Origin of the sequence: Enterobacter sp. RHBSTW-00318 (genome assembly GCF_014101375.1) — a bacterium.
Taxonomy (GTDB): Bacteria; Pseudomonadota; Gammaproteobacteria; order Enterobacterales; family Enterobacteriaceae; genus Enterobacter; species Enterobacter ludwigii.
Genome location: NZ_JABXQH010000001.1, coordinates 2,812,513 through 2,830,698, shown reverse-complemented (window position 1 = coordinate 2,830,698; position 18,186 = coordinate 2,812,513). Strand labels below are relative to the sequence as shown.

General features: G+C 56.5%; 17 protein-coding genes and 1 other annotated feature. Of the genes, 14 read left to right on the top strand and 3 right to left on the bottom strand.

The window, feature by feature from the left end:
- The first annotated feature begins 3 nt into the window (after window positions 1-3).
- The 3 genes from dnaN (at window position 4) to gyrB (ending at window position 4,765) form a co-directional block, all read left to right on the top strand.
- Complete coding sequence (gene dnaN, locus HV157_RS14030; RefSeq protein ID WP_014167956.1) at window positions 4-1,104, top strand: DNA polymerase III subunit beta; 1,101 nt, start codon at window positions 4-6, stop codon at window positions 1,102-1,104.
- A 147-nt stretch (window positions 1,105-1,251) separates the two neighbouring features.
- A complete protein-coding gene (recF, locus tag HV157_RS14025; protein ID WP_025202644.1) occupies window positions 1,252-2,325 on the top strand; it encodes a DNA replication/repair protein RecF in 1,074 nt (357 codons plus the stop codon).
- Window positions 2,326-2,353: 28 nt separating this feature from the next.
- Window positions 2,354-4,765, top strand: coding sequence for a DNA topoisomerase (ATP-hydrolyzing) subunit B (gene gyrB / locus HV157_RS14020; protein ID WP_020882753.1), 2,412 nt, complete (start codon window positions 2,354-2,356; stop codon window positions 4,763-4,765).
- A 33-nt stretch (window positions 4,766-4,798) separates the two neighbouring features.
- On the opposite strand, the gene HV157_RS14015 is transcribed toward gyrB, so the two are convergent.
- Entirely contained in the window at window positions 4,799-5,746 is a 948-nt protein-coding gene (locus tag HV157_RS14015; protein ID WP_047742681.1) for a LysR family transcriptional regulator, read from the bottom strand.
- Window positions 5,747-5,855: 109 nt separating this feature from the next.
- On the opposite strand from HV157_RS14015, the gene HV157_RS14010 reads away from it, so the two are divergent.
- From HV157_RS14010 to HV157_RS13975, 8 genes are all read left to right on the top strand, one after another.
- Window positions 5,856-6,881: an NAD(P)-dependent alcohol dehydrogenase gene (locus HV157_RS14010; protein ID WP_182268059.1), complete on the top strand. Its 1,026-nt coding sequence runs from the start codon at window positions 5,856-5,858 to the stop codon at window positions 6,879-6,881.
- A 113-nt stretch (window positions 6,882-6,994) separates the two neighbouring features.
- Window positions 6,995-7,807 carry a sugar-phosphatase gene (gene yidA / locus HV157_RS14005; RefSeq protein WP_020882751.1) on the top strand — a complete coding sequence of 271 codons (813 nt, stop codon included), beginning with the start codon at window positions 6,995-6,997 and terminating at the stop codon, window positions 7,805-7,807.
- Window positions 7,808-8,033: 226 nt separating this feature from the next.
- Window positions 8,034-8,723: a D-galactonate utilization transcriptional regulator DgoR gene (dgoR, locus tag HV157_RS14000; RefSeq protein ID WP_006177594.1), complete on the top strand. Its 690-nt coding sequence runs from the start codon at window positions 8,034-8,036 to the stop codon at window positions 8,721-8,723.
- A complete protein-coding gene (locus HV157_RS13995; RefSeq protein WP_014167962.1) occupies window positions 8,720-9,598 on the top strand; it encodes a 2-dehydro-3-deoxygalactonokinase in 879 nt (292 codons plus the stop codon). Before dgoR ends, HV157_RS13995 begins: the two co-directional genes overlap by 4 nt.
- Window positions 9,582-10,199: a 2-dehydro-3-deoxy-6-phosphogalactonate aldolase gene (locus HV157_RS13990; protein WP_032680045.1), complete on the top strand. Its 618-nt coding sequence runs from the start codon at window positions 9,582-9,584 to the stop codon at window positions 10,197-10,199. The genes HV157_RS13995 and HV157_RS13990 overlap by 17 nt, the downstream gene beginning before the upstream one ends.
- Window positions 10,196-11,344, top strand: coding sequence for a galactonate dehydratase (gene dgoD, locus HV157_RS13985; protein WP_182268060.1), 1,149 nt, complete (start codon window positions 10,196-10,198; stop codon window positions 11,342-11,344). Before HV157_RS13990 ends, dgoD begins: the two co-directional genes overlap by 4 nt.
- 72 nt (window positions 11,345-11,416) lie before the next feature.
- The gene (locus tag HV157_RS13980) at window positions 11,417-12,754 is read left to right on the top strand and encodes an MFS transporter (RefSeq protein WP_080271857.1); all 1,338 of its coding nucleotides are present in this window, start codon (window positions 11,417-11,419) and stop codon (window positions 12,752-12,754) included.
- 51 nt (window positions 12,755-12,805) lie between these two features.
- A complete protein-coding gene (locus HV157_RS13975) occupies window positions 12,806-14,035 on the top strand; it encodes a DUF3748 domain-containing protein (RefSeq protein WP_182268061.1) in 1,230 nt (409 codons plus the stop codon).
- Window positions 14,036-14,045: 10 nt separating this feature from the next.
- On the opposite strand, the gene HV157_RS13970 is transcribed toward HV157_RS13975, so the two are convergent.
- On the bottom strand, window positions 14,046-14,363 hold the full coding sequence (locus HV157_RS13970) for a YceK/YidQ family lipoprotein (RefSeq protein ID WP_025202651.1): 318 nt from the start codon (window positions 14,361-14,363) through the stop codon (window positions 14,046-14,048).
- A gap of 248 nt (window positions 14,364-14,611) precedes the next feature.
- Window positions 14,612-14,684, top strand: a sequence feature (ROSE (Repression Of Heat Shock gene Expression) occurs in the 5'-region of heat shock genes and acts as an RNA thermometer to modulate expression.).
- Here HV157_RS13970 and ibpA point away from each other — a divergent pair.
- The 3 genes from ibpA (at window position 14,678) to HV157_RS13955 (ending at window position 17,467) form a co-directional block, all read left to right on the top strand.
- Entirely contained in the window at window positions 14,678-15,088 is a 411-nt protein-coding gene (gene ibpA, locus HV157_RS13965) for a small heat shock chaperone IbpA (RefSeq protein ID WP_008500162.1), read from the top strand. Its footprint overlaps the feature before it by 7 nt.
- A 136-nt stretch (window positions 15,089-15,224) precedes the next feature.
- Entirely contained in the window at window positions 15,225-15,653 is a 429-nt protein-coding gene (gene ibpB / locus HV157_RS13960) for a small heat shock chaperone IbpB (RefSeq protein WP_025202652.1), read from the top strand.
- Window positions 15,654-15,805: 152 nt separating this feature from the next.
- Entirely contained in the window at window positions 15,806-17,467 is a 1,662-nt protein-coding gene (locus tag HV157_RS13955; RefSeq protein WP_020882744.1) for a putative transporter, read from the top strand.
- Here the strand turns inward: HV157_RS13955 and HV157_RS13950 are convergent.
- Window positions 17,435-18,181 carry a GntR family transcriptional regulator gene (locus tag HV157_RS13950; RefSeq protein WP_182268062.1) on the bottom strand — a complete coding sequence of 249 codons (747 nt, stop codon included), beginning with the start codon at window positions 18,179-18,181 and terminating at the stop codon, window positions 17,435-17,437. The two genes, HV157_RS13955 and HV157_RS13950, sit on opposite strands and share 33 nt — an antisense overlap.
- Window positions 18,182-18,186: the final 5 nt, after the last annotated feature.

Below are 18,186 nucleotides of genomic sequence, written 5' to 3'. Positions count from 1 at the left end.
GCTATGAAATTTACCGTTGAACGTGAACATTTATTAAAACCGCTGCAACAGGTGAGTGGCCCATTAGGTGGCCGCCCAACGCTGCCAATTCTCGGAAACCTGCTGCTTCAGGTCGCGGACGGTACGCTGTCGCTGACCGGCACAGATCTGGAAATGGAAATGATCGCGCGCGTTACGCTGTCTCAGCCGCATGAAGCGGGCGCGACCACTGTTCCGGCACGTAAATTCTTTGATATCTGCCGCGGGCTGCCGGAAGGCGCTGAAATTGCCGTGCAGCTGGAAGGCGACCGTATGCTGGTGCGCTCTGGCCGCAGCCGTTTCTCGCTCTCGACGCTGCCAGCCGCGGACTTCCCGAACCTGGACGACTGGCAGAGTGAAGTTGAATTCACCCTGCCGCAGGCAACGATGAAGCGTCTGATTGAAGCCACGCAGTTCTCAATGGCGCATCAGGACGTTCGTTACTACTTAAACGGCATGCTGTTCGAAACCGAAGGTGAAGAGCTGCGTACCGTGGCTACCGACGGTCACCGACTGGCAGTCTGTTCTATGCCCATTGGCGACTCGCTGCCAAACCATTCGGTGATCGTACCGCGTAAAGGGGTGATTGAGCTGATGCGTATGCTCGACGGTGGTGATACGCCACTGCGCGTGCAGATCGGCAGCAATAACATCCGTGCTCACGTGGGTGATTTTGTCTTCACATCGAAGCTGGTTGACGGTCGTTTCCCGGATTATCGCCGCGTATTGCCGAAGAACCCGGACAAAACGCTGGAAGCCGGTTGCGACAGCCTCAAGCAGGCCTTTGCCCGCGCCGCGATTCTCTCTAACGAGAAATTCCGCGGGGTGCGTCTGTATGTGAGCGAAAATCAGATCAAAATCACCGCCAACAACCCGGAGCAGGAAGAGGCAGAAGAGATTCTGGACGTCACCTATGCCGGGACTGAGATGGAAATCGGCTTTAACGTCAGCTATGTGCTGGATGTACTGAACGCGCTTAAATGCGAGAACGTTCGCATTCTGCTGACCGACTCCGTTTCGAGTGTACAGATTGAAGATGCGGCCAGCCAAAGTGCGGCTTACGTTGTCATGCCGATGAGGCTGTAGTGAACGCTATCGGGCTATCTTACTTGCCTTTTTCAACCCGGGCTGTGCTCGCCCCTGTCTCGTACTTCGTGTACGCACCAGGGTCTGCGTGCAGTCCGCGTTGAAACGGGCTGAGCCGATTACGCCCTGGCCCGAAGAAATCCAGATATGTCACTGACGCGCCTTTTAATTAAAGATTTCCGCAATATCGAAAACGCGGATCTCGCTTTATCCCCTGGCTTTAATTTCCTGGTTGGCGCGAACGGCAGCGGTAAAACCAGCGTGCTTGAGGCCATCTACACGCTCGGCCACGGACGGGCGTTTCGCAGTCTGCAAATTGGCCGCGTCATTCGCCACGAACAGGAAGCCTTTGTTCTGCACGGGCGTTTGCAGGGCGAGGAGCGTGAAACGGCCATCGGTCTGACCAAAGACAAGCAGGGCGACAGCAAGGTTCGTATCGACGGTACTGACGGCCACAAAGTGGCTGAGCTCGCGCTGCTGATGCCAATGCAGCTGATTACGCCGGAGGGGTTTACTTTACTCAATGGCGGCCCCAAATATAGAAGAGCCTTCCTTGACTGGGGATGCTTTCACAACGAAGCCGGTTTCTTTAACGCCTGGAGCAACCTGAAGCGCCTGCTTAAGCAGCGTAACGCTGCACTGCGCCAGGTGACACGCTACGCCCAGCTGCGCCCGTGGGACAAGGAATTAATTCCCCTTGCGGAACAAATCAGCTGCTGGCGTGCCGAATACAGCGCGGGTATCGCCGACGATATGGCCGACACCTGCAAACAGTTTTTACCTGAATTCTCTCTCACCTTCTCCTTCCAGCGCGGCTGGGAGAAAGAGACAGATTATGCCGAAGTGTTAGAGAGAAATTTCGAGCGCGACCGCATGCTGACCTACACCGCACATGGCCCGCACAAGGCGGATTTCCGCATTCGTGCCGACGGTGCGCCGGTGGAAGACACGCTGTCGCGTGGGCAGCTCAAGCTTTTGATGTGTGCGCTGCGCCTGGCGCAGGGAGAGTTTTTGACCCGCGAGAGCGGGCGACGCTGCCTGTACCTGATAGATGATTTTGCCTCGGAACTTGACGACGCGCGGCGCGGGCTGCTTGCCAGCCGCTTAAAAGCCACGCAGTCACAGGTTTTCGTCAGTGCGATTAGCGCTGAACACGTTATAGACATGTCGGACGAAAATTCGAAGATGTTTACCGTGGAAAAGGGTAAAATAACGGATTAACCCAAGTTGAAATGAGCGAGAAACGTTGATGTCGAATTCTTATGACTCCTCCAGTATCAAAGTCCTGAAAGGGCTGGATGCGGTGCGTAAGCGCCCGGGTATGTATATCGGCGACACGGATGACGGCACCGGTCTGCACCACATGGTATTCGAGGTGGTAGATAACGCTATCGACGAAGCGCTCGCGGGTCACTGTAAAGACATTGTGGTCACGATCCATGCGGACAACTCCGTCTCCGTCACCGATGACGGTCGTGGCATCCCAACCGGTATTCACCCGGAAGAGGGCGTATCGGCTGCGGAAGTTATCATGACCGTTCTGCACGCAGGCGGTAAGTTCGATGATAACTCCTATAAAGTTTCCGGCGGTCTGCACGGTGTAGGTGTGTCCGTGGTTAACGCCCTGTCGCAGAAACTGGAGCTGGTTATCCAGCGCGAAGGCAAAATTCACCGTCAGCTGTATACGCACGGCGTGCCGCAGGCACCGCTGGCTGTTACGGGTGACACCGACAAAACCGGTACCATGGTGCGTTTCTGGCCGAGCCTTGAAACGTTCACCAACGTTACCGAGTTCGAATATGAGATTCTGGCGAAACGCCTGCGTGAACTGTCGTTCCTGAACTCCGGCGTCTCGATTCGTCTGCGTGACAAACGCGACAACAGAGAAGACCACTTCCACTACGAAGGCGGTATCCGGGCGTTCGTTGAGTATCTGAACAAGAACAAAACGCCAATTCACCCGAATATCTTCTACTTCTCTACCGAAAAAGACGGTATTGGCGTGGAAGTGGCGCTGCAGTGGAACGATGGTTTCCAGGAAAACATCTACTGCTTCACCAACAACATTCCACAGCGTGACGGCGGTACTCACCTTGCGGGCTTCCGTGCGGCGATGACCCGTACCCTGAATGCCTACATGGACAAAGAAGGCTACAGCAAGAAAGCGAAAGTCAGCGCCACCGGTGACGATGCCCGTGAAGGCCTGATTGCGGTTGTCTCCGTGAAGGTACCGGATCCGAAGTTCTCCTCTCAGACTAAAGACAAGCTGGTCTCTTCTGAGGTGAAATCGGCGGTTGAACAGCAGATGAACGAACTGCTGAGCGAGTACCTGCTGGAAAACCCGTCAGACGCGAAAATCGTGGTTGGCAAAATTATCGATGCGGCACGTGCCCGTGAAGCGGCGCGTAAAGCCCGTGAAATGACCCGCCGTAAAGGCGCGCTGGATTTAGCTGGCCTGCCAGGCAAACTGGCTGACTGCCAGGAACGCGACCCGGCGCTGTCCGAACTGTACCTCGTGGAAGGGGACTCCGCGGGCGGTTCTGCGAAGCAGGGCCGTAACCGTAAGAATCAGGCTATCCTGCCGCTGAAGGGTAAAATCCTCAACGTAGAGAAGGCCCGTTTCGACAAGATGCTCTCTTCTCAGGAAGTGGCAACACTGATCACCGCGCTCGGTTGCGGCATCGGCCGTGACGAGTACAACCCGGACAAACTGCGCTACCACAGCATCATCATCATGACCGATGCGGACGTCGACGGCTCGCACATCCGTACGCTGCTGTTGACCTTCTTCTATCGTCAGATGCCAGAAATTGTTGAACGTGGCCACGTCTACATTGCACAGCCACCGCTGTACAAAGTGAAGAAAGGCAAACAGGAACAGTACATCAAAGACGACGAAGCGATGGATCAGTACCAAATCGCGATCGCGCTTGATGGTGCGACCCTGCATGCGAACTCTCACGCCCCTGCACTGGCCGGTGAGCCGCTGGAGCGTCTGGTGTCCGAGTTTAACGCGGCGCAGAAAATGATTGGTCGTATGGAGCGTCGTTATCCTAAATCGCTGCTGAAGGCGCTGATTTATCAGCCAACCCTGACGGAAGCCGATCTGAGCGATGAACAGGTTGTTACCCGCTGGGTGAACACCCTGGTAACCGAGCTGAACGAGAAAGAGCAGCACGGCAGCCAGTGGAAGTTTGATGTCCAGCAGAATGCTCAGCAGCAGTTCGAACCGATTGTGCGCGTGCGTACTCACGGCGTTGATACCGATTACCCCCTGGAGCACGAGTTTGTGACCGGTCCGGAATATCGCCGTATCTGTACGCTGGGTGAGAAGCTCCGTGGTCTTATCGAAGACGATGCGTTTATCGAACGTGGTGAACGTCGTCAGCCGGTAGCAAGCTTCGAGCAGGCGCTGGAATGGCTGGTGAAAGAGTCCCGTCGTGGTCTGTCTATTCAGCGTTATAAAGGTCTGGGTGAAATGAACCCGGATCAGCTGTGGGAAACCACCATGGATCCGGAAAGCCGTCGTATGCTGCGCGTGACCGTTAAAGACGCGATTGCAGCCGATCAGCTGTTCACAACCCTGATGGGCGATGCGGTTGAACCACGTCGTGCCTTTATCGAAGAGAACGCCCTGAAAGCGGCGAATATCGATATTTAAGAGTGGTTACACCGCAAGTCAGAGGCCGCGCGTTTAGCGCGGCTTTTTTGTGGGCGCAGAATTATCAGCATCCAGCTCCAGCGACAGGACTGACGGTAACCGGCTGACCAGCATGTCGACCGCAATCCTGACTCGCAGGGGCAGATGCGGCGTCTGCTGCCAGACCGCGTGAACGTCGAAACGCACATCCGGCGCTTGTTTTAAGAGTGGGATGAGCCCTCCATTCTGCAGCTCTTTGCGCACCATCCAGCAGGGTAACCATGCAATACCATGCCCGGCCAGCGCTGCGTCGCAGATAGCCTGCAGATCGTCCATATTGAGGGATGAGCGGGGAATTAGGGTGTGCTGCGTGCCTTCGTGGTCCGCCAGTTCCCACGGTAACACCCTGCCGGCACGCAGGTAGTTAATGGCCTTATGCTGGCGTAAATCGGCAACGGTTTCAGGCTGGCCGTTATTCCTCAGGTACTCCGGCGCGGCGCACAGCACCATTCGGTGTTCCCCCAGGCGTCTGGCGACCAGCATGGTGCTGTCCGGCAGTGCGCCGTTTCGCACCGCCATATCAAACCCTTCCTCGACGATATCCACTACGCGATCGCTGAATGACATTTCCAGCTCAAGGGCAGGATGCTCCTGCGTCAAGGCTATCAGCAGCGGGGCGATGCACTGGCGACCAAACAGCACCGGCATGGCAACACGCAGACGGCCACTCACCTGATGTTTCCCTGTTTCCAGCAGCGACTCCGCGCCACGGATTTCCTGGAGTGCTCGCAGGCAGCGTTCATAAAAAAGGGCACCGTTATCGGTCAGGCTTTGGCTACGCGTTGTGCGCTGAAACAGGCGTACTCCCAGCCGCGCTTCAAGGCGAGCAATGCTTTTCCCTACCGCCGAGCGCGACAAATGCAAACGCACCGCGGCCTGAGCAAAACTGCCTGCCTCTACGGCGGCGACAAAAACGGGAATATCCTTCAGCGTATCGGTCATGGATTGTCGTTCTTCAGGAATCAATAGTGGGAAAATGTATCGCCACTGGCGACCATGAGTCAACGTTAGACTGTCAGTACTGAAGTGCATTTGATAACAGGAGAAAAAGATGACAGAGATGATGCAACGCTGGTCAATGGACGCCCTTGGGCGTGAAAACCTCAGACTCACTCAGGCGCCTGTTCCCCAGCCGGGCCCGGGTGAAGTGCGCGTGCGGGTGAACGCTGTTGCGCTCAACTATCGCGATAAAATGGTCATCGAAGGCAACATGCCGATCGCGCTCACCTTCCCGTTTACCCCGGCATCTGACATGGCAGGCGTGGTGGACAGTACGGGTGAAGGCGTTACCCGCTTTAAACCCGGTGCTCGCGTCATCTCCACCTTCTCTCCGGAGTGGGTAGACGGTAAACCGAAAGGCGACGCCCGCAATTTGCCCTACCAGACGCTGGGCGGTTACTTTCAGGGGATGCTGTCTGAATACGTGATCATGCGTGAAAACTGGCTGGTGGCCGCCCCGGAAACGCTGGATGACGCAGAGGCCAGCACCTTACCCTGCGCGGGGCTTACCGCATGGTTTGCACTGGTGGAGCGCGGACAGTTACGTGCCGGACAGTCGGTGCTGGTGCAAGGCACAGGCGGTGTCGCAATCTTCGCGTTGCAAATCGCCAAAGCACACGGTGCAGAAGTTTTTGTGACGTCGGGCAGTGATGAAAAACTGGCGCTGGCTAAAACGCTCGGTGCCGATCGGGGCATCAACCGGCTTAAAGGGAACTGGGCTGACGAGATTTACGCGCTGACGCAGGATCGCGGTATCGACCATATTATTGAAACCGTTGGCGGGGAGAACCTGAGACATTCCCTGCGGGCCGTTACCGTTCACGGGCGCATATCCGTCATTGGCGTGTTGGCCGGGAGTGAAATCTCGCTGCCTGCCAGCGAACTCTTGCTGAAATCACCTGTGATTCAGGGGATTGGTGTCGGGCACCGCCGTGCGCTGGAAGATTTTGTCCGCGCCGTCGATGTCACGGGGCTGAAACCGGTGATTGAACACCGCTACCGTTTTAACCAGCTTGAAGAGGCGCTTGTACACCTCGACCGCGGTGCTTTTGGCAAAATAGTCCTCACCCGCGAGTAAGCCGTGATCCCCGGGACAGGCGTAAAAGGGGGCTTTTGTTGCGCAATGTAGCTCTATTTTTGTGGGCTTAATCGCGTTAGCATGAGGCAGCACTCATTTATCCCGGGGACCCTATGGCTATCAAACTTATTGCTATCGACATGGACGGCACGCTGTTGCTGCCAGACCACACTATTTCTCCAGCCGTTAAAAACGCGATTGCCGCTGCGCGCGCAAAAGGCGTGAATGTGGTACTGACCACCGGTCGTCCGTATGCGGGCGTGCACAGCTACCTGAAAGAGCTGCACATGAATCAGCCGGGCGATTACTGCATTACCTATAACGGTGCGCTGGTACAGAAGGCGGCGGATGGCAGCACGGTGGCGCAAACCGCGCTGAACTATGACGATTACCTGTTCCTGGAAAAACTGTCCCGCGAGGTCGGTTCCCATTTCCACGCGCTCGATCGCAATACGCTCTATACCGCTAACCGTGATATCAGCTATTACACCGTACATGAATCCTATGTCGCGACGATCCCACTGGTGTTCTGCGAAGCTGAGAAAATGGATCCGGGCACCCAGTTCCTGAAAGTGATGATGATTGATGAGCCAGATATCCTGGATAAAGCGATTGCGCGCATTCCGGCTGAGGTAAAAGAGAAATACACCGTGCTGAAAAGTGCGCCGTACTTCCTCGAAATCCTGGATAAACGCGTCAATAAAGGCACCGGTGTGAAATCGCTGGCAGATACGCTGGGCATCAAACCGGACGAGATCATGGCGCTGGGCGATCAGGAAAACGACATTGCGATGATTGAATATGCGGGCATGGGTGTGGCAATGGACAATGCGATCCCGTCGGTGAAAGACGTGGCCAATTTCGTGACCAAATCTAACCTCGAAGACGGCGTTGCCTACGCGATCGAGAAATTTGTTCTGCAGTAACAGCGTTTCACGCTCATCAGCCTCGGTTATCAACCGGGGCTTTTTTTTGCTCTGAATTTATCGAATTGTTCTTTTTGTGATCTGGATTGTAGTACAACATTAATTGATTGTACTACATTACAGCCACGGTAATGACGAAAGGCGTCACGTTTGTACTGCAAAAGTGAGGCGAAATTCAGCGGTCGAGGTAAAGTAGTCCTGAACATACAGAGCATAAGGACTCTCCATGACTCTCAATAAAACCGATCGCATCGTCATCACGCTGGGCACCCAGATCGTGGGTGGAAAGTACGTTCCCGGTTCACCGCTGCCTGCTGAGGCAGAGCTGTGTGAGGAGTTTGAAACCTCGCGCAACATCATTCGGGAAGTGTTTCGCTCGCTCATGGCAAAGCGGCTGATTGAAATGAAGCGCTACCGCGGCGCCTTTGTCGCCCCGCGTAATCAGTGGAACTACCTCGACACCGATGTCCTGCAGTGGGTGCTGGAAAACGACTACGACCCAAGGCTGATTGGCGCGATGAGTGAGGTACGAAACCTGGTAGAGCCGGCCATCGCCCGTTGGGCTGCGGAACGTGCAACGTCAGGAGACCTGGCTCAGATTGAGTCCGCCCTGAACGACATGATTGCCAATAACCAGAACCGGGATGCGTTCAACGAAGCGGACATCCGCTATCACGAAGCGGTGCTGCAGTCGGTTCATAACCCGGTATTACAGCAGCTTAGCGTTGCCATCAGCTCGCTACAGCGCGCGGTATTTGAACGAACCTGGATGGGCGATGAGGCCAACATGCCAAAAACGCTCCAGGAACATAAAGCGCTGTTCGATGCTATCCGGCATCAGGACGGCGACGCGGCAGAGCAGGCGGCACTTACGATGATTGCCAGCTCGACACGAAGGTTGAAGGAAATCACATGACATCTCGCTACATCGCTATTGACTGGGGATCGACCAATCTGCGCGCCTGGCTGTATCAGGGCGAGCAGTGCCTGGAAAGCAGGCAATCAGAAGCAGGCGTGACGCGCCTGAACGGTAAATCCCCCGAGGCGGTGTTAGCAGAGGTGACACACAACTGGCGCGAGGGCGCCACGCCGGTGGTTATGGCGGGCATGGTGGGCAGTAACGTGGGCTGGAAGGTCGCGCCTTATCTGCCCGTACCTGCCGCGTTCGCTGCCATTGGCGAGCAGTTAACGTCCGTTGGTGACAATATCTGGATTATTCCAGGATTGTGTGTTTCCCGGAACGATAACCACAATGTGATGCGCGGCGAAGAGACCCAGCTCCTTGGCGCGCGCACGCTCTCTCCTTCTTCTGTCTACGTCATGCCCGGCACGCACTGTAAATGGGTGCAGGCCGACGCTGAGCACATCCACGATTTTCGCACCGTGATGACCGGTGAGCTGCACCACTTGCTGCTGACGCACTCGCTGGTGGGCGCGGGGTTGCCGGAGCAGGACGCTTCGCCCGAGGCCTTTGCCGCCGGGCTGGAGCGGGGTATCGCCAGCCCTGCCGTTTTGCCGCAACTTTTTGAAGTTCGCGCTTCGCATGTACTGGGCACGCTTCCCCGTACGCAGGTCAGCGAATTTTTATCGGGCCTGTTGATTGGCGCGGAAGTCGCCAGCCTGAGCGAGCAGTTCGCCGGGCAACAGACCATCACCCTCGTCGCGGGTTCATCGCTGACCTCTCGCTACCGCCAGGCGTTCAATGCCATCGGGCGGGATGTGGCGGCGGTAGAAGGCGACACGGCATTTCAGGCAGGAATAAGGAGCATCGCTCATGCAGTGGCAAACTAATCTTCCCCTCATCGCTATCCTGCGCGGCGTCACGCCCGACGAGGTTTTAGCGCACGTAGGCGCAGCGATCGACGCCGGTTTTGACGCCGTGGAAATACCGCTTAATTCCCCACAGTGGGAAAAGAGCATCCCGGCGGTCGTGGACGCGTTTGGTGATAAGGCGCTGATTGGCGCTGGCACCGTTCTGCAACCGGAGCAGGTGGACCAGCTTGCGCAGATGGGCTGCAGGCTGATTGTGACGCCGAATATTCACCCTGAGGTGATCCGTCGCGCAGTGGGCTACGGCATGACCGTCTGCCCGGGATGCGCAACGGCAACAGAAGCGTTCGCGGCTCTCGATGCGGGCGCGCAGTCGCTCAAAATTTTCCCGTCATCGGCTTTTGGTCCGGCCTATATCAGCGCGCTGAAAGCGGTATTGCCCGCCAGCGTACCGGTCTTTGCCGTGGGGGGCGTGACGCCAGAAAACCTGGCGCAGTGGATCAACGCAGGTTGTGTCGGGGCGGGTCTGGGCAGCGATCTCTATCGCGCCGGGCAATCCGTCGAACGTACCGCACAGCAGGCGGCCGCATTTGTGAAAGCGTATCGAGAGGCAGTGAAATGAAAATAACCAAACTCACCACGTACCGTTTACCGCCGCGTTGGCTGTTCCTGAAAATCGAAACCGATGAAGGCGTGGTCGGCTGGGGCGAACCGGTCATTGAAGGGCGTGCGCGTACCGTGGAAGCGGCGGTGCATGAGCTGGGCGAGTACCTGACAGGACAAGATCCTGCCCGCATCAACGACCTGTGGCAGGTGATGTACCGCGCGGGTTTCTACCGGGGCGGACCGGTTCTGATGAGCGCCATCGCCGGTATCGACCAGGCGTTATGGGATATCAAAGGCAAAGTGCTGAATGCCCCGGTCTGGCAGCTGATGGGCGGCCTGGTGCGCGACAAAATCAAAGCCTACAGCTGGGTGGGCGGCGACCGTCCCGCGGAAGTGATCGACGGTATCAGGCAGCTGCGCAATATTGGTTTTGACACCTTTAAACTGAACGGCTGCGAAGAGATGGGCGTCATCGACAACGCACGGGCGGTAGACCGCGCGGTAAATACCGTGGCGCAGATCCGTGAAGCGTTCGGTAACGAGATTGAGTTTGGCCTGGACTTCCACGGTCGCGTCAGCGCGCCGATGGCCAAAGTGCTGATTAAAGAGCTGGAGCCGTACCGTCCGCTGTTTATCGAAGAGCCGGTGTTGGCCGAGCAGGCGGAGTACTACCCGAAACTGGCCGCACAGACGCATATCCCGATTGCCGCCGGTGAGCGCATGTTCTCGCGCTTCGAGTTCAAACGCGTGCTGGAAGCTGGCGGCCTGGCGATATTGCAGCCGGATCTGTCGCATGCCGGCGGCATCACAGAATGCTACAAAATCGCCGGGATGGCGGAAGCCTACGACGTGGCGCTGGCACCGCATTGTCCGCTGGGGCCGATCGCACTGGCAGCCTGTCTGCACGTCGACTTTGTCTCGCGCAACGCGGTGTTCCAGGAACAGAGCATGGGCATTCACTATAACAAGGGCGCGGAACTGCTCGACTTTGTGAAAAACAAAGATGATTTCAGCATAGAAGGCGGTTTCTTTAAACCGTTAACGAAGCCGGGCCTTGGCGTGGATATCGACGAAGACAAAGTCATTGAGCTGAGTAAAAACGCGCCGGACTGGCGCAACCCGTTATGGCGTCATGAAGATGGCTCTGTCGCTGAGTGGTAATTCAGCCTAAGCACATCGCCACTAAAAAGTAATTTCAACAATAACAAACACACCCTCTGTAAATTACAGGGCATGGTGAGCGGCTTCGCTATGCCCAAAATCTGGAGACAGATTGCGATGGATATTCCTGTTACTGCTGCAAAAACCGGGCGTCGGCGCTACCTGACGCTGGTCATGATCTTTATTACGGTGGTCATCTGTTACGTTGACCGCGCCAACCTTGCCGTGGCTTCAGCCCATATTCAGGAGGAGTTTGGGATCAGCAAAGCGGAAATGGGCTACGTCTTTTCGGCGTTTGCCTGGCTGTATACGCTGTGCCAGATCCCCGGCGGCTGGTTCCTTGACCGCGTCGGCTCGCGCCTGACCTATTTCATTGCCATCTTCGGCTGGTCGGTGGCGACCCTGTTCCAGGGCTTTGCCACCGGGCTGATGTCGCTGATTGGCCTGCGTGCGATCACCGGGATTTTCGAAGCCCCGGCGTTTCCGACCAATAACCGCATGGTGACCAGCTGGTTCCCGGAGCATGAACGCGCCTCGGCCGTTGGGTTCTACACCTCCGGGCAGTTTGTCGGCCTGGCGTTCCTGACGCCGCTGCTGATCTGGATCCAGGAACTGCTGAGCTGGCACTGGGTCTTTATTGTGACCGGGGGGATCGGCATTATCTGGTCGTTGATCTGGTTCAAGGTCTATCAACCGCCGCGTCTCACCAAAAGTATCAGCAAAGCTGAACTGGACTATATCCGCGACGGTGGCGGCCTGGTGGATGGCGATGCGCCGGTGAAAAAAGAGGCGCGTCAGCCGCTGACCAAAGCCGACTGGAAGCTGGTTTTCCACCGCAAGCTGGTGGGGGTTTATCTGGGGCAGTTCGCGGTGACCTCCACGCTGTGGTTCTTCCTGACCTGGTTCCCGAACTATCTGACCCAGGAAAAAGGCATCACCGCGCTGAAGGCGGGCTTTATGACCACCGTACCGTTCCTGGCGGCCTTCTTTGGTGTGCTGCTTTCCGGCTGGCTGGCGGACAGGCTGGTGAAAAAAGGGTTCTCGCTGGGTGTCGCGCGTAAAACGCCTATTATCTGCGGGCTGCTGATCTCCACCTGCATCATGGGCGCAAACTACACCAACGATCCGGTCTGGATTATGACGCTGATGGCGATTGCGTTCTTCGGGAACGGTTTTGCCTCCATCACCTGGTCGCTGGTCTCCTCGCTGGCCCCGATGCGCCTGATTGGTCTGACCGGTGGCGTGTTCAACTTTGTCGGTGGACTGGGGGGGATCACGGTTCCGCTGGTCATCGGTTATCTGGCTCAGGACTATGGCTTTGGCCCGGCACTGATCTATATCTCCGCGGTGGCCTTGCTCGGTGCGCTCTCCTACATCCTGCTGGTGGGTGACGTCAAACGTGTAGGCTAATTCCCCGCAATGTTTTACCCTGATGCGATAACTGCGCATCAGGGTAACGCCATGAAACAAATCACCTTCGCCTCCCGTCATCACCAGCTTACCAATATCAATACCTGGACGCCGGACAGCCAGTGGCTGGCCTACGATGTGCGTCCGTCCGGCGCATCGTTTACCGGTGAAACCATTGAGCGGGTCAATGTTATTACGGGTGACGTCGAGGTGATCTATCGCGCCAGTCACGGTGCGCATGTTGGCGTGGTGACCGTTCATCCGCAGCAGGACAAATATGTCTTTATCCACGGCCCGGAAAACCCGGATGCAGACTGGCACTACGATTTTCATCATCGTCAGGGCGTGGTTGTACACAACGGTCAGGTGAGTAACCTGGACGCCATGGATATCACGTCGCCTTATACCGCAGGCGCGCTGCGTGGCGGCAGCCACGTGCACGTTTTTAGCCCTGACGGACAGTTCGTGAGCTTTACCTACAACGACCATGTATTGCATGAGCGTGACCCGAAGCTCGATTTACGTAACGTCGGCCTCGCAGTACCTTTTGGCCCGGTGATGCCGCAGGGGACGCATCCACGTGAATATTCCGGCACCTTCTGGAGCGTGCTGGTGAGCCGCACGACGCCCGCACCTCAGCCCGGCAGCGATGAGATCAACCGAGCCTATGAAGAGGGTTGGGTGGGCAATGACAGGCTGGCGTTTATCGGCGATACCGTGTCTGCGACAGGCGAGAAAGTGCCAGAACTGTTTATTGTGGATCTGCCCAACGACGAGCAGGGATGGAAACGCGCGGGCGATGCGCCGCTGCAGGGGACTCCTGAGACGCTGCCTGCGCCCCCGGCGGGTGTCATGCAGCGCCGGCTGACCTTTACCCACCAGCGGGCATTCCCGGGGCTGGTAAACGTGCCGCGTCACTGGGTGCGCTGCAACCCACAGGGGACGCAGATTGCGTTTCTGATGCGTGATGATAAGGGTATTGTGCAGCTGTGGCTTATCGCTCCTGAGGGCGGCGAACCACGCCAGTTGACGCATAACGAAAGTGACATTCAGTCGGCATTTACCTGGCACCCTGCCGGTCACCGTCTTGGATTTGTGCTGGAAGAGCGGATTGCCTGCTGTGATGCGCAAACCGGAGAGGTGACGTTTTTGACGTCCGATCACGGCAATCCACCGTCTGGTGATGCGGTCGTGTTTTCCCCGGACGGGCGTTTTATTGCATGGATGGAAGAGACAGAAAGTTTCCGTCAGCTTTGGCTAACGGAAACCGGGCAGCGTTAACGCGTTGGCGTTAAGCGGGTGGAATGACGGAATTGGTGGCCAGATTTTGCTGCTCGCTTTTCTCTACCCGCGAGCGCACGGAGCTGTCCTTACGGAACATATCCCACGGCAGCAAAAGCGTATCGGCCACAGCCGTAAACGGCATATCCAGGATGACCAGGGATTTTGTGCCCCAGTTGGTATCGTCATCGGAGATCATCTCAGCGCTGGCACGCGTCCCCGGATATGTTCCTTCTTTACCGCCGGTGTGAGACATCACGCTCGAACACCCGCAAAGTAAAACAACCCCGCTGAACGTCGTCAGCTTTATCAGAACATTTTTCATCATCACTCAGTCATCGTTAATGGCACTGCATAAACCTGCAACTCAGGGTTATAGCGAGCCTCGTTCAAAATGGATAGCCCGATAACCCCGCACTGTGGCAGCCATCGCAATTTAACCCTTTGTGCTGTTGTCCCAGTCTAAGCGAGATGCACGAAAGTGCAAAAAAAAGTGCGCCCGCTGCGCTTGAAAAGACCGGTTCCAGACCCATTTTAAGAATGTAACCCGATAACGAACACGCCTGAGGGGTGTTCAGGGGCACACTGGCCTGTCCATGGTGGAAGGCTACAATTTCTCGCTGATTTCAGGAGCTTTTATTTATGCGTAACTTCGATCTTTCCCCGCTATACCGTTCTGCAATTGGTTTTGACCGCCTGTTTAACCATTTAGAAAATAACCAAAGCCAGAGCAACGGCTACCCTCCATACAATGTTGAACTGGTTGATGAAAACCACTACCGCATCGCCATTGCCGTCGCCGGTTTTGCAGAGAACGAACTGGAGATCACCGCGCAGGACAACCTGCTGGTGGTGAAAGGTTCACATACGGCTGAGCAGAAAGAACGCACCTACCTTTATCAGGGTATCGCCGAGCGCAACTTTGAACGCAAGTTCCAGTTAGCCGAGAACATTCACGTGAAAGGCGCGAACCTGGTCAACGGCCTGCTGTTTATCGAACTGGAACGTGTGATTCCGGAAGAGAAAAAACCGCGCCGTATCGAGATCAACTGATTATGCGGGTCGCGCGAGCGGCCCACCCAGAATTGCTTGCCGTAATGGGAGCATATGTGAATCCATGAGGATTTGCAGGAACAACTGCGCACAAAAATAAACTGTGCCGAACTCGCTTCTCAGAAGGAGATTTAGTATGCGTAACTACGATTTATCCCCCCTGCTGCGTCAGTGGATTGGTTTTGACAAACTGGCTAATGCCCTGCAAAGTACCACCGAGCAACAGACGTTTCCGCCGTACAACATCGAAAAAAGCGATGACAACCACTATCGCATTACCCTTGCGCTGGCCGGGTTCCGCCAGGACGATCTGGATATTCAGCTCGAAGGCACGCGCCTGACCGTGAAAGGTACGCCGGAAAAACAAGAAACCGAGACCAAATGGCTGCACCAGGGCCTGGTTAATCAGCCGTTTAGCCTGAGCTTTACTCTGGCTGACCATATGGAAGTGTCCGGCGCGACATTTACCAACGGGCTGCTGCATATCGACCTGACCCGCAACGTGCCGGAAGCCATTGCACCGCAGCGTATCGCCATTAGCGAGCGTCCTGCGCTGAACAGTTAACCCTCTGCGGGTTGTTGCCTCTCCCACAGGGAGAGGATGAAAAGATAACGCCCTGCCCCGGCAGGGCTTTTTTGTGCGCCATCGCCCATACAACCGCGTGCGGCTCTGAGAGAATCCTTAGCATAACTAAGGTTATGCACAGGAAGTGGATCATGAGTGATATCGCGTTAACCGTTAGCGTGTTGGCCCTGGTCGCAGTGGTGGGTCTGTGGATTGGCAATGTTAAAATCCGCGGCGTCGGATTTGGGATAGGCGGGGTGCTGTTCGGCGGGATTTTTGTCGGCCATTTTGCCGACCAGCTTGGGCTGGTGCTCAGCGCCGAAATGCTCCATTTCATCCAGGAATTCGGTCTGATCCTCTTCGTCTACACCATCGGTATTCAGGTGGGGCCTGGCTTTTTCGCTTCCCTTCGGGTCTCCGGATTACGGCTGAACCTGTTTGCCTTCGGCATTGTGGTGATGGGAGGGCTGGTCACCGCCATTCTGCATAAGCTCTTCGATATTCCTCTGCCGGTGGTGCTGGGTATTTTCTCCGGGGCGGTCACCAATACGCCTGCACTGGGTGCAGGGCAGCAAATTTTGCGCGACCTTGGCATCTCTCCCGGTATTGTCGACCAGATGGGGATGAGCTACGCCATGGCCTATCCGTTTGGGATTTGCGGCATTCTGCTCTCCATGTGGCTGGTGCGGGTACTCTTTCGCATTAACGTCGAAAACGAGGCAAAAGACCACGAAACCACACTCACCAACGGCCATATGCCGATCAAAACCATCAACATTCGCGTCGATAACCCCAACCTCAACAATATGGCGATTCAGGATGTGCCGATCCTGAACAGCGCCAATATTATCTGCTCACGCCTTAAACGTGACGATATGCTGATGGTTCCTGCGCCCGGGACCATTATTCAGCAGGGTGACCTGCTGCACCTGGTCGGACAGCCCGGGGATTTAAACAACGCGCGGCTGGTGATTGGTCAGGAGGTGGAGACCTCGCTCTCCACGCGCGGCACCGATATGCGCGTAGAGCGCGTCGTGGTGACCAACGAGCATGTGCTTGGCAAGAAAATACGCGATTTGCAGGTTAAAGAGCGCTATGACGTCGTGATCTCCCGTCTTAACCGTGCTGGGGTGGAACTGGTCGCCAGCCCGGAAGCCAGCCTGCAGTTCGGCGATATCCTGAACCTGGTTGGGCGCCCGTCATCCATTGATGCGGTAGCGGACATGGTGGGTAACGCCCAGCAAAAACTGCAGCAGGTGCAGATGTTGCCGGTCTTTATCGGTATCGGGCTGGGGGTGCTGCTTGGCTCCATTCCGCTGTATGTCCCGGGTTTTCCGGTCGCGCTCAAGCTGGGCCTGGCGGGCGGACCGCTGATTATGGCGCTGATCCTCGGGCGTATCGGCTGTATCGGTAAGCTCTACTGGTTTATGCCGCCGAGCGCCAACCTGGCGCTGCGCGAGCTGGGAATTGTGCTGTTTCTGGCGGTGGTCGGCCTGAAATCCGGGGGCGATTTTATCGATACCCTGGTGAAGGGCGAGGGGATGAGCTGGGTTGGCTACGGGATATTTATCACGGCGATTCCGCTCCTGACGATGGGGATCCTGGCGCGGATGTTCGCCAAAATGAACTATCTGACGCTCTGCGGCATGCTCGCCGGATCAATGACTGACCCACCCGCACTGGCCTTTGCCAACAACCTGCACGCCACCAGCGGCGCGGCGGCGCTGTCATACGCCACGGTCTACCCGCTGGTGATGTTCCTGCGTATTATTACCCCGCAGCTACTGGCGGTGCTGTTCTGGGGGATGAGTTAGCAGATCGTCCGGGTGGATGCGCCGCAGATGGTAGTCCACCTGGTAATCACGGGTATTACGGAACATCACGGAATAATTGAGAAATTCGCCGCTGTCGCTGTAGGAGAGAGACGTTATCCGCAGCAGCGGCGTCTGTTCCGGCAGGTTCAGGTAACCGGCGAGCTGTTTATCTGCCAGCACCGGCGTCAGGCTCTCATAGTTGCCGCTGATGGTTATTCCGCACTCGTTCTCGATGTAATCAAACTTCGACCCTTCCAGATGTGCCAGTGAAAGCGTGCGGAACAGCTTCACGGGCATAAAGCTGTCCTCCAGCATCAGGGGTTTTCCGTCGACATAACGCACCCGGCGCGAGAAGTAGATACGCTCATCCACCTGAATGCGGAGCTGGCTGGCGATAGCGGGCGGAGCGGGCATCACTTCGAACTGTAGCACCTTGCTCTGCACCTCTTTTCCCTGCTGGCGCAGCACCTCCACCAGCCCGGTCAGATTGGTGGTTTCGTGGTGGACATCTTTACGCGCCACGAATGTCCCGCTACCGTGTCGGCGTTCAACCAGCCCCCAGTTCACCAGCAGATCCAGCGCCTTCCGAATGGTCATCCGCGCCACGCCAAACTCCTGCGCCAGCGCTTTCTCACCCGGCAGCGGACTCCCGATATTGTAGTCCGACGAATTCAGCCGCAGCCGCAACCTGTCAGCGATAGATTTGTAGATCACCAGTA

Coding starts and splice junctions, on each gene's coding strand:
- HV157_RS13990 (WP_032680045.1), top strand. CDS start 9,582: ATGCAGTGGCAAACTAATCTTCCCCTCATCGCTATCCTGCGCGGCGTC.
- ibpA (WP_008500162.1), top strand. CDS start 14,678: ATGCGTAACTTCGATCTTTCCCCGCTATACCGTTCTGCAATTGGTTTT.
- HV157_RS13995 (WP_014167962.1), top strand. CDS start 8,720: ATGACATCTCGCTACATCGCTATTGACTGGGGATCGACCAATCTGCGC.
- recF (WP_025202644.1), top strand. CDS start 1,252: ATGTCACTGACGCGCCTTTTAATTAAAGATTTCCGCAATATCGAAAAC.
- HV157_RS13980 (WP_080271857.1), top strand. CDS start 11,417: ATGGTGAGCGGCTTCGCTATGCCCAAAATCTGGAGACAGATTGCGATG.
- dnaN (WP_014167956.1), top strand. CDS start 4: ATGAAATTTACCGTTGAACGTGAACATTTATTAAAACCGCTGCAACAG.
- HV157_RS13975 (WP_182268061.1), top strand. CDS start 12,806: ATGAAACAAATCACCTTCGCCTCCCGTCATCACCAGCTTACCAATATC.
- dgoD (WP_182268060.1), top strand. CDS start 10,196: ATGAAAATAACCAAACTCACCACGTACCGTTTACCGCCGCGTTGGCTG.
- ibpB (WP_025202652.1), top strand. CDS start 15,225: ATGCGTAACTACGATTTATCCCCCCTGCTGCGTCAGTGGATTGGTTTT.
- yidA (WP_020882751.1), top strand. CDS start 6,995: ATGGCTATCAAACTTATTGCTATCGACATGGACGGCACGCTGTTGCTG.
- HV157_RS13970 (WP_025202651.1), bottom strand. CDS start 14,363: ATGATGAAAAATGTTCTGATAAAGCTGACGACGTTCAGCGGGGTTGTT.
- dgoR (WP_006177594.1), top strand. CDS start 8,034: ATGACTCTCAATAAAACCGATCGCATCGTCATCACGCTGGGCACCCAG.
- HV157_RS14015 (WP_047742681.1), bottom strand. CDS start 5,746: ATGACCGATACGCTGAAGGATATTCCCGTTTTTGTCGCCGCCGTAGAG.
- gyrB (WP_020882753.1), top strand. CDS start 2,354: ATGTCGAATTCTTATGACTCCTCCAGTATCAAAGTCCTGAAAGGGCTG.
- HV157_RS13955 (WP_020882744.1), top strand. CDS start 15,806: ATGAGTGATATCGCGTTAACCGTTAGCGTGTTGGCCCTGGTCGCAGTG.
- HV157_RS14010 (WP_182268059.1), top strand. CDS start 5,856: ATGACAGAGATGATGCAACGCTGGTCAATGGACGCCCTTGGGCGTGAA.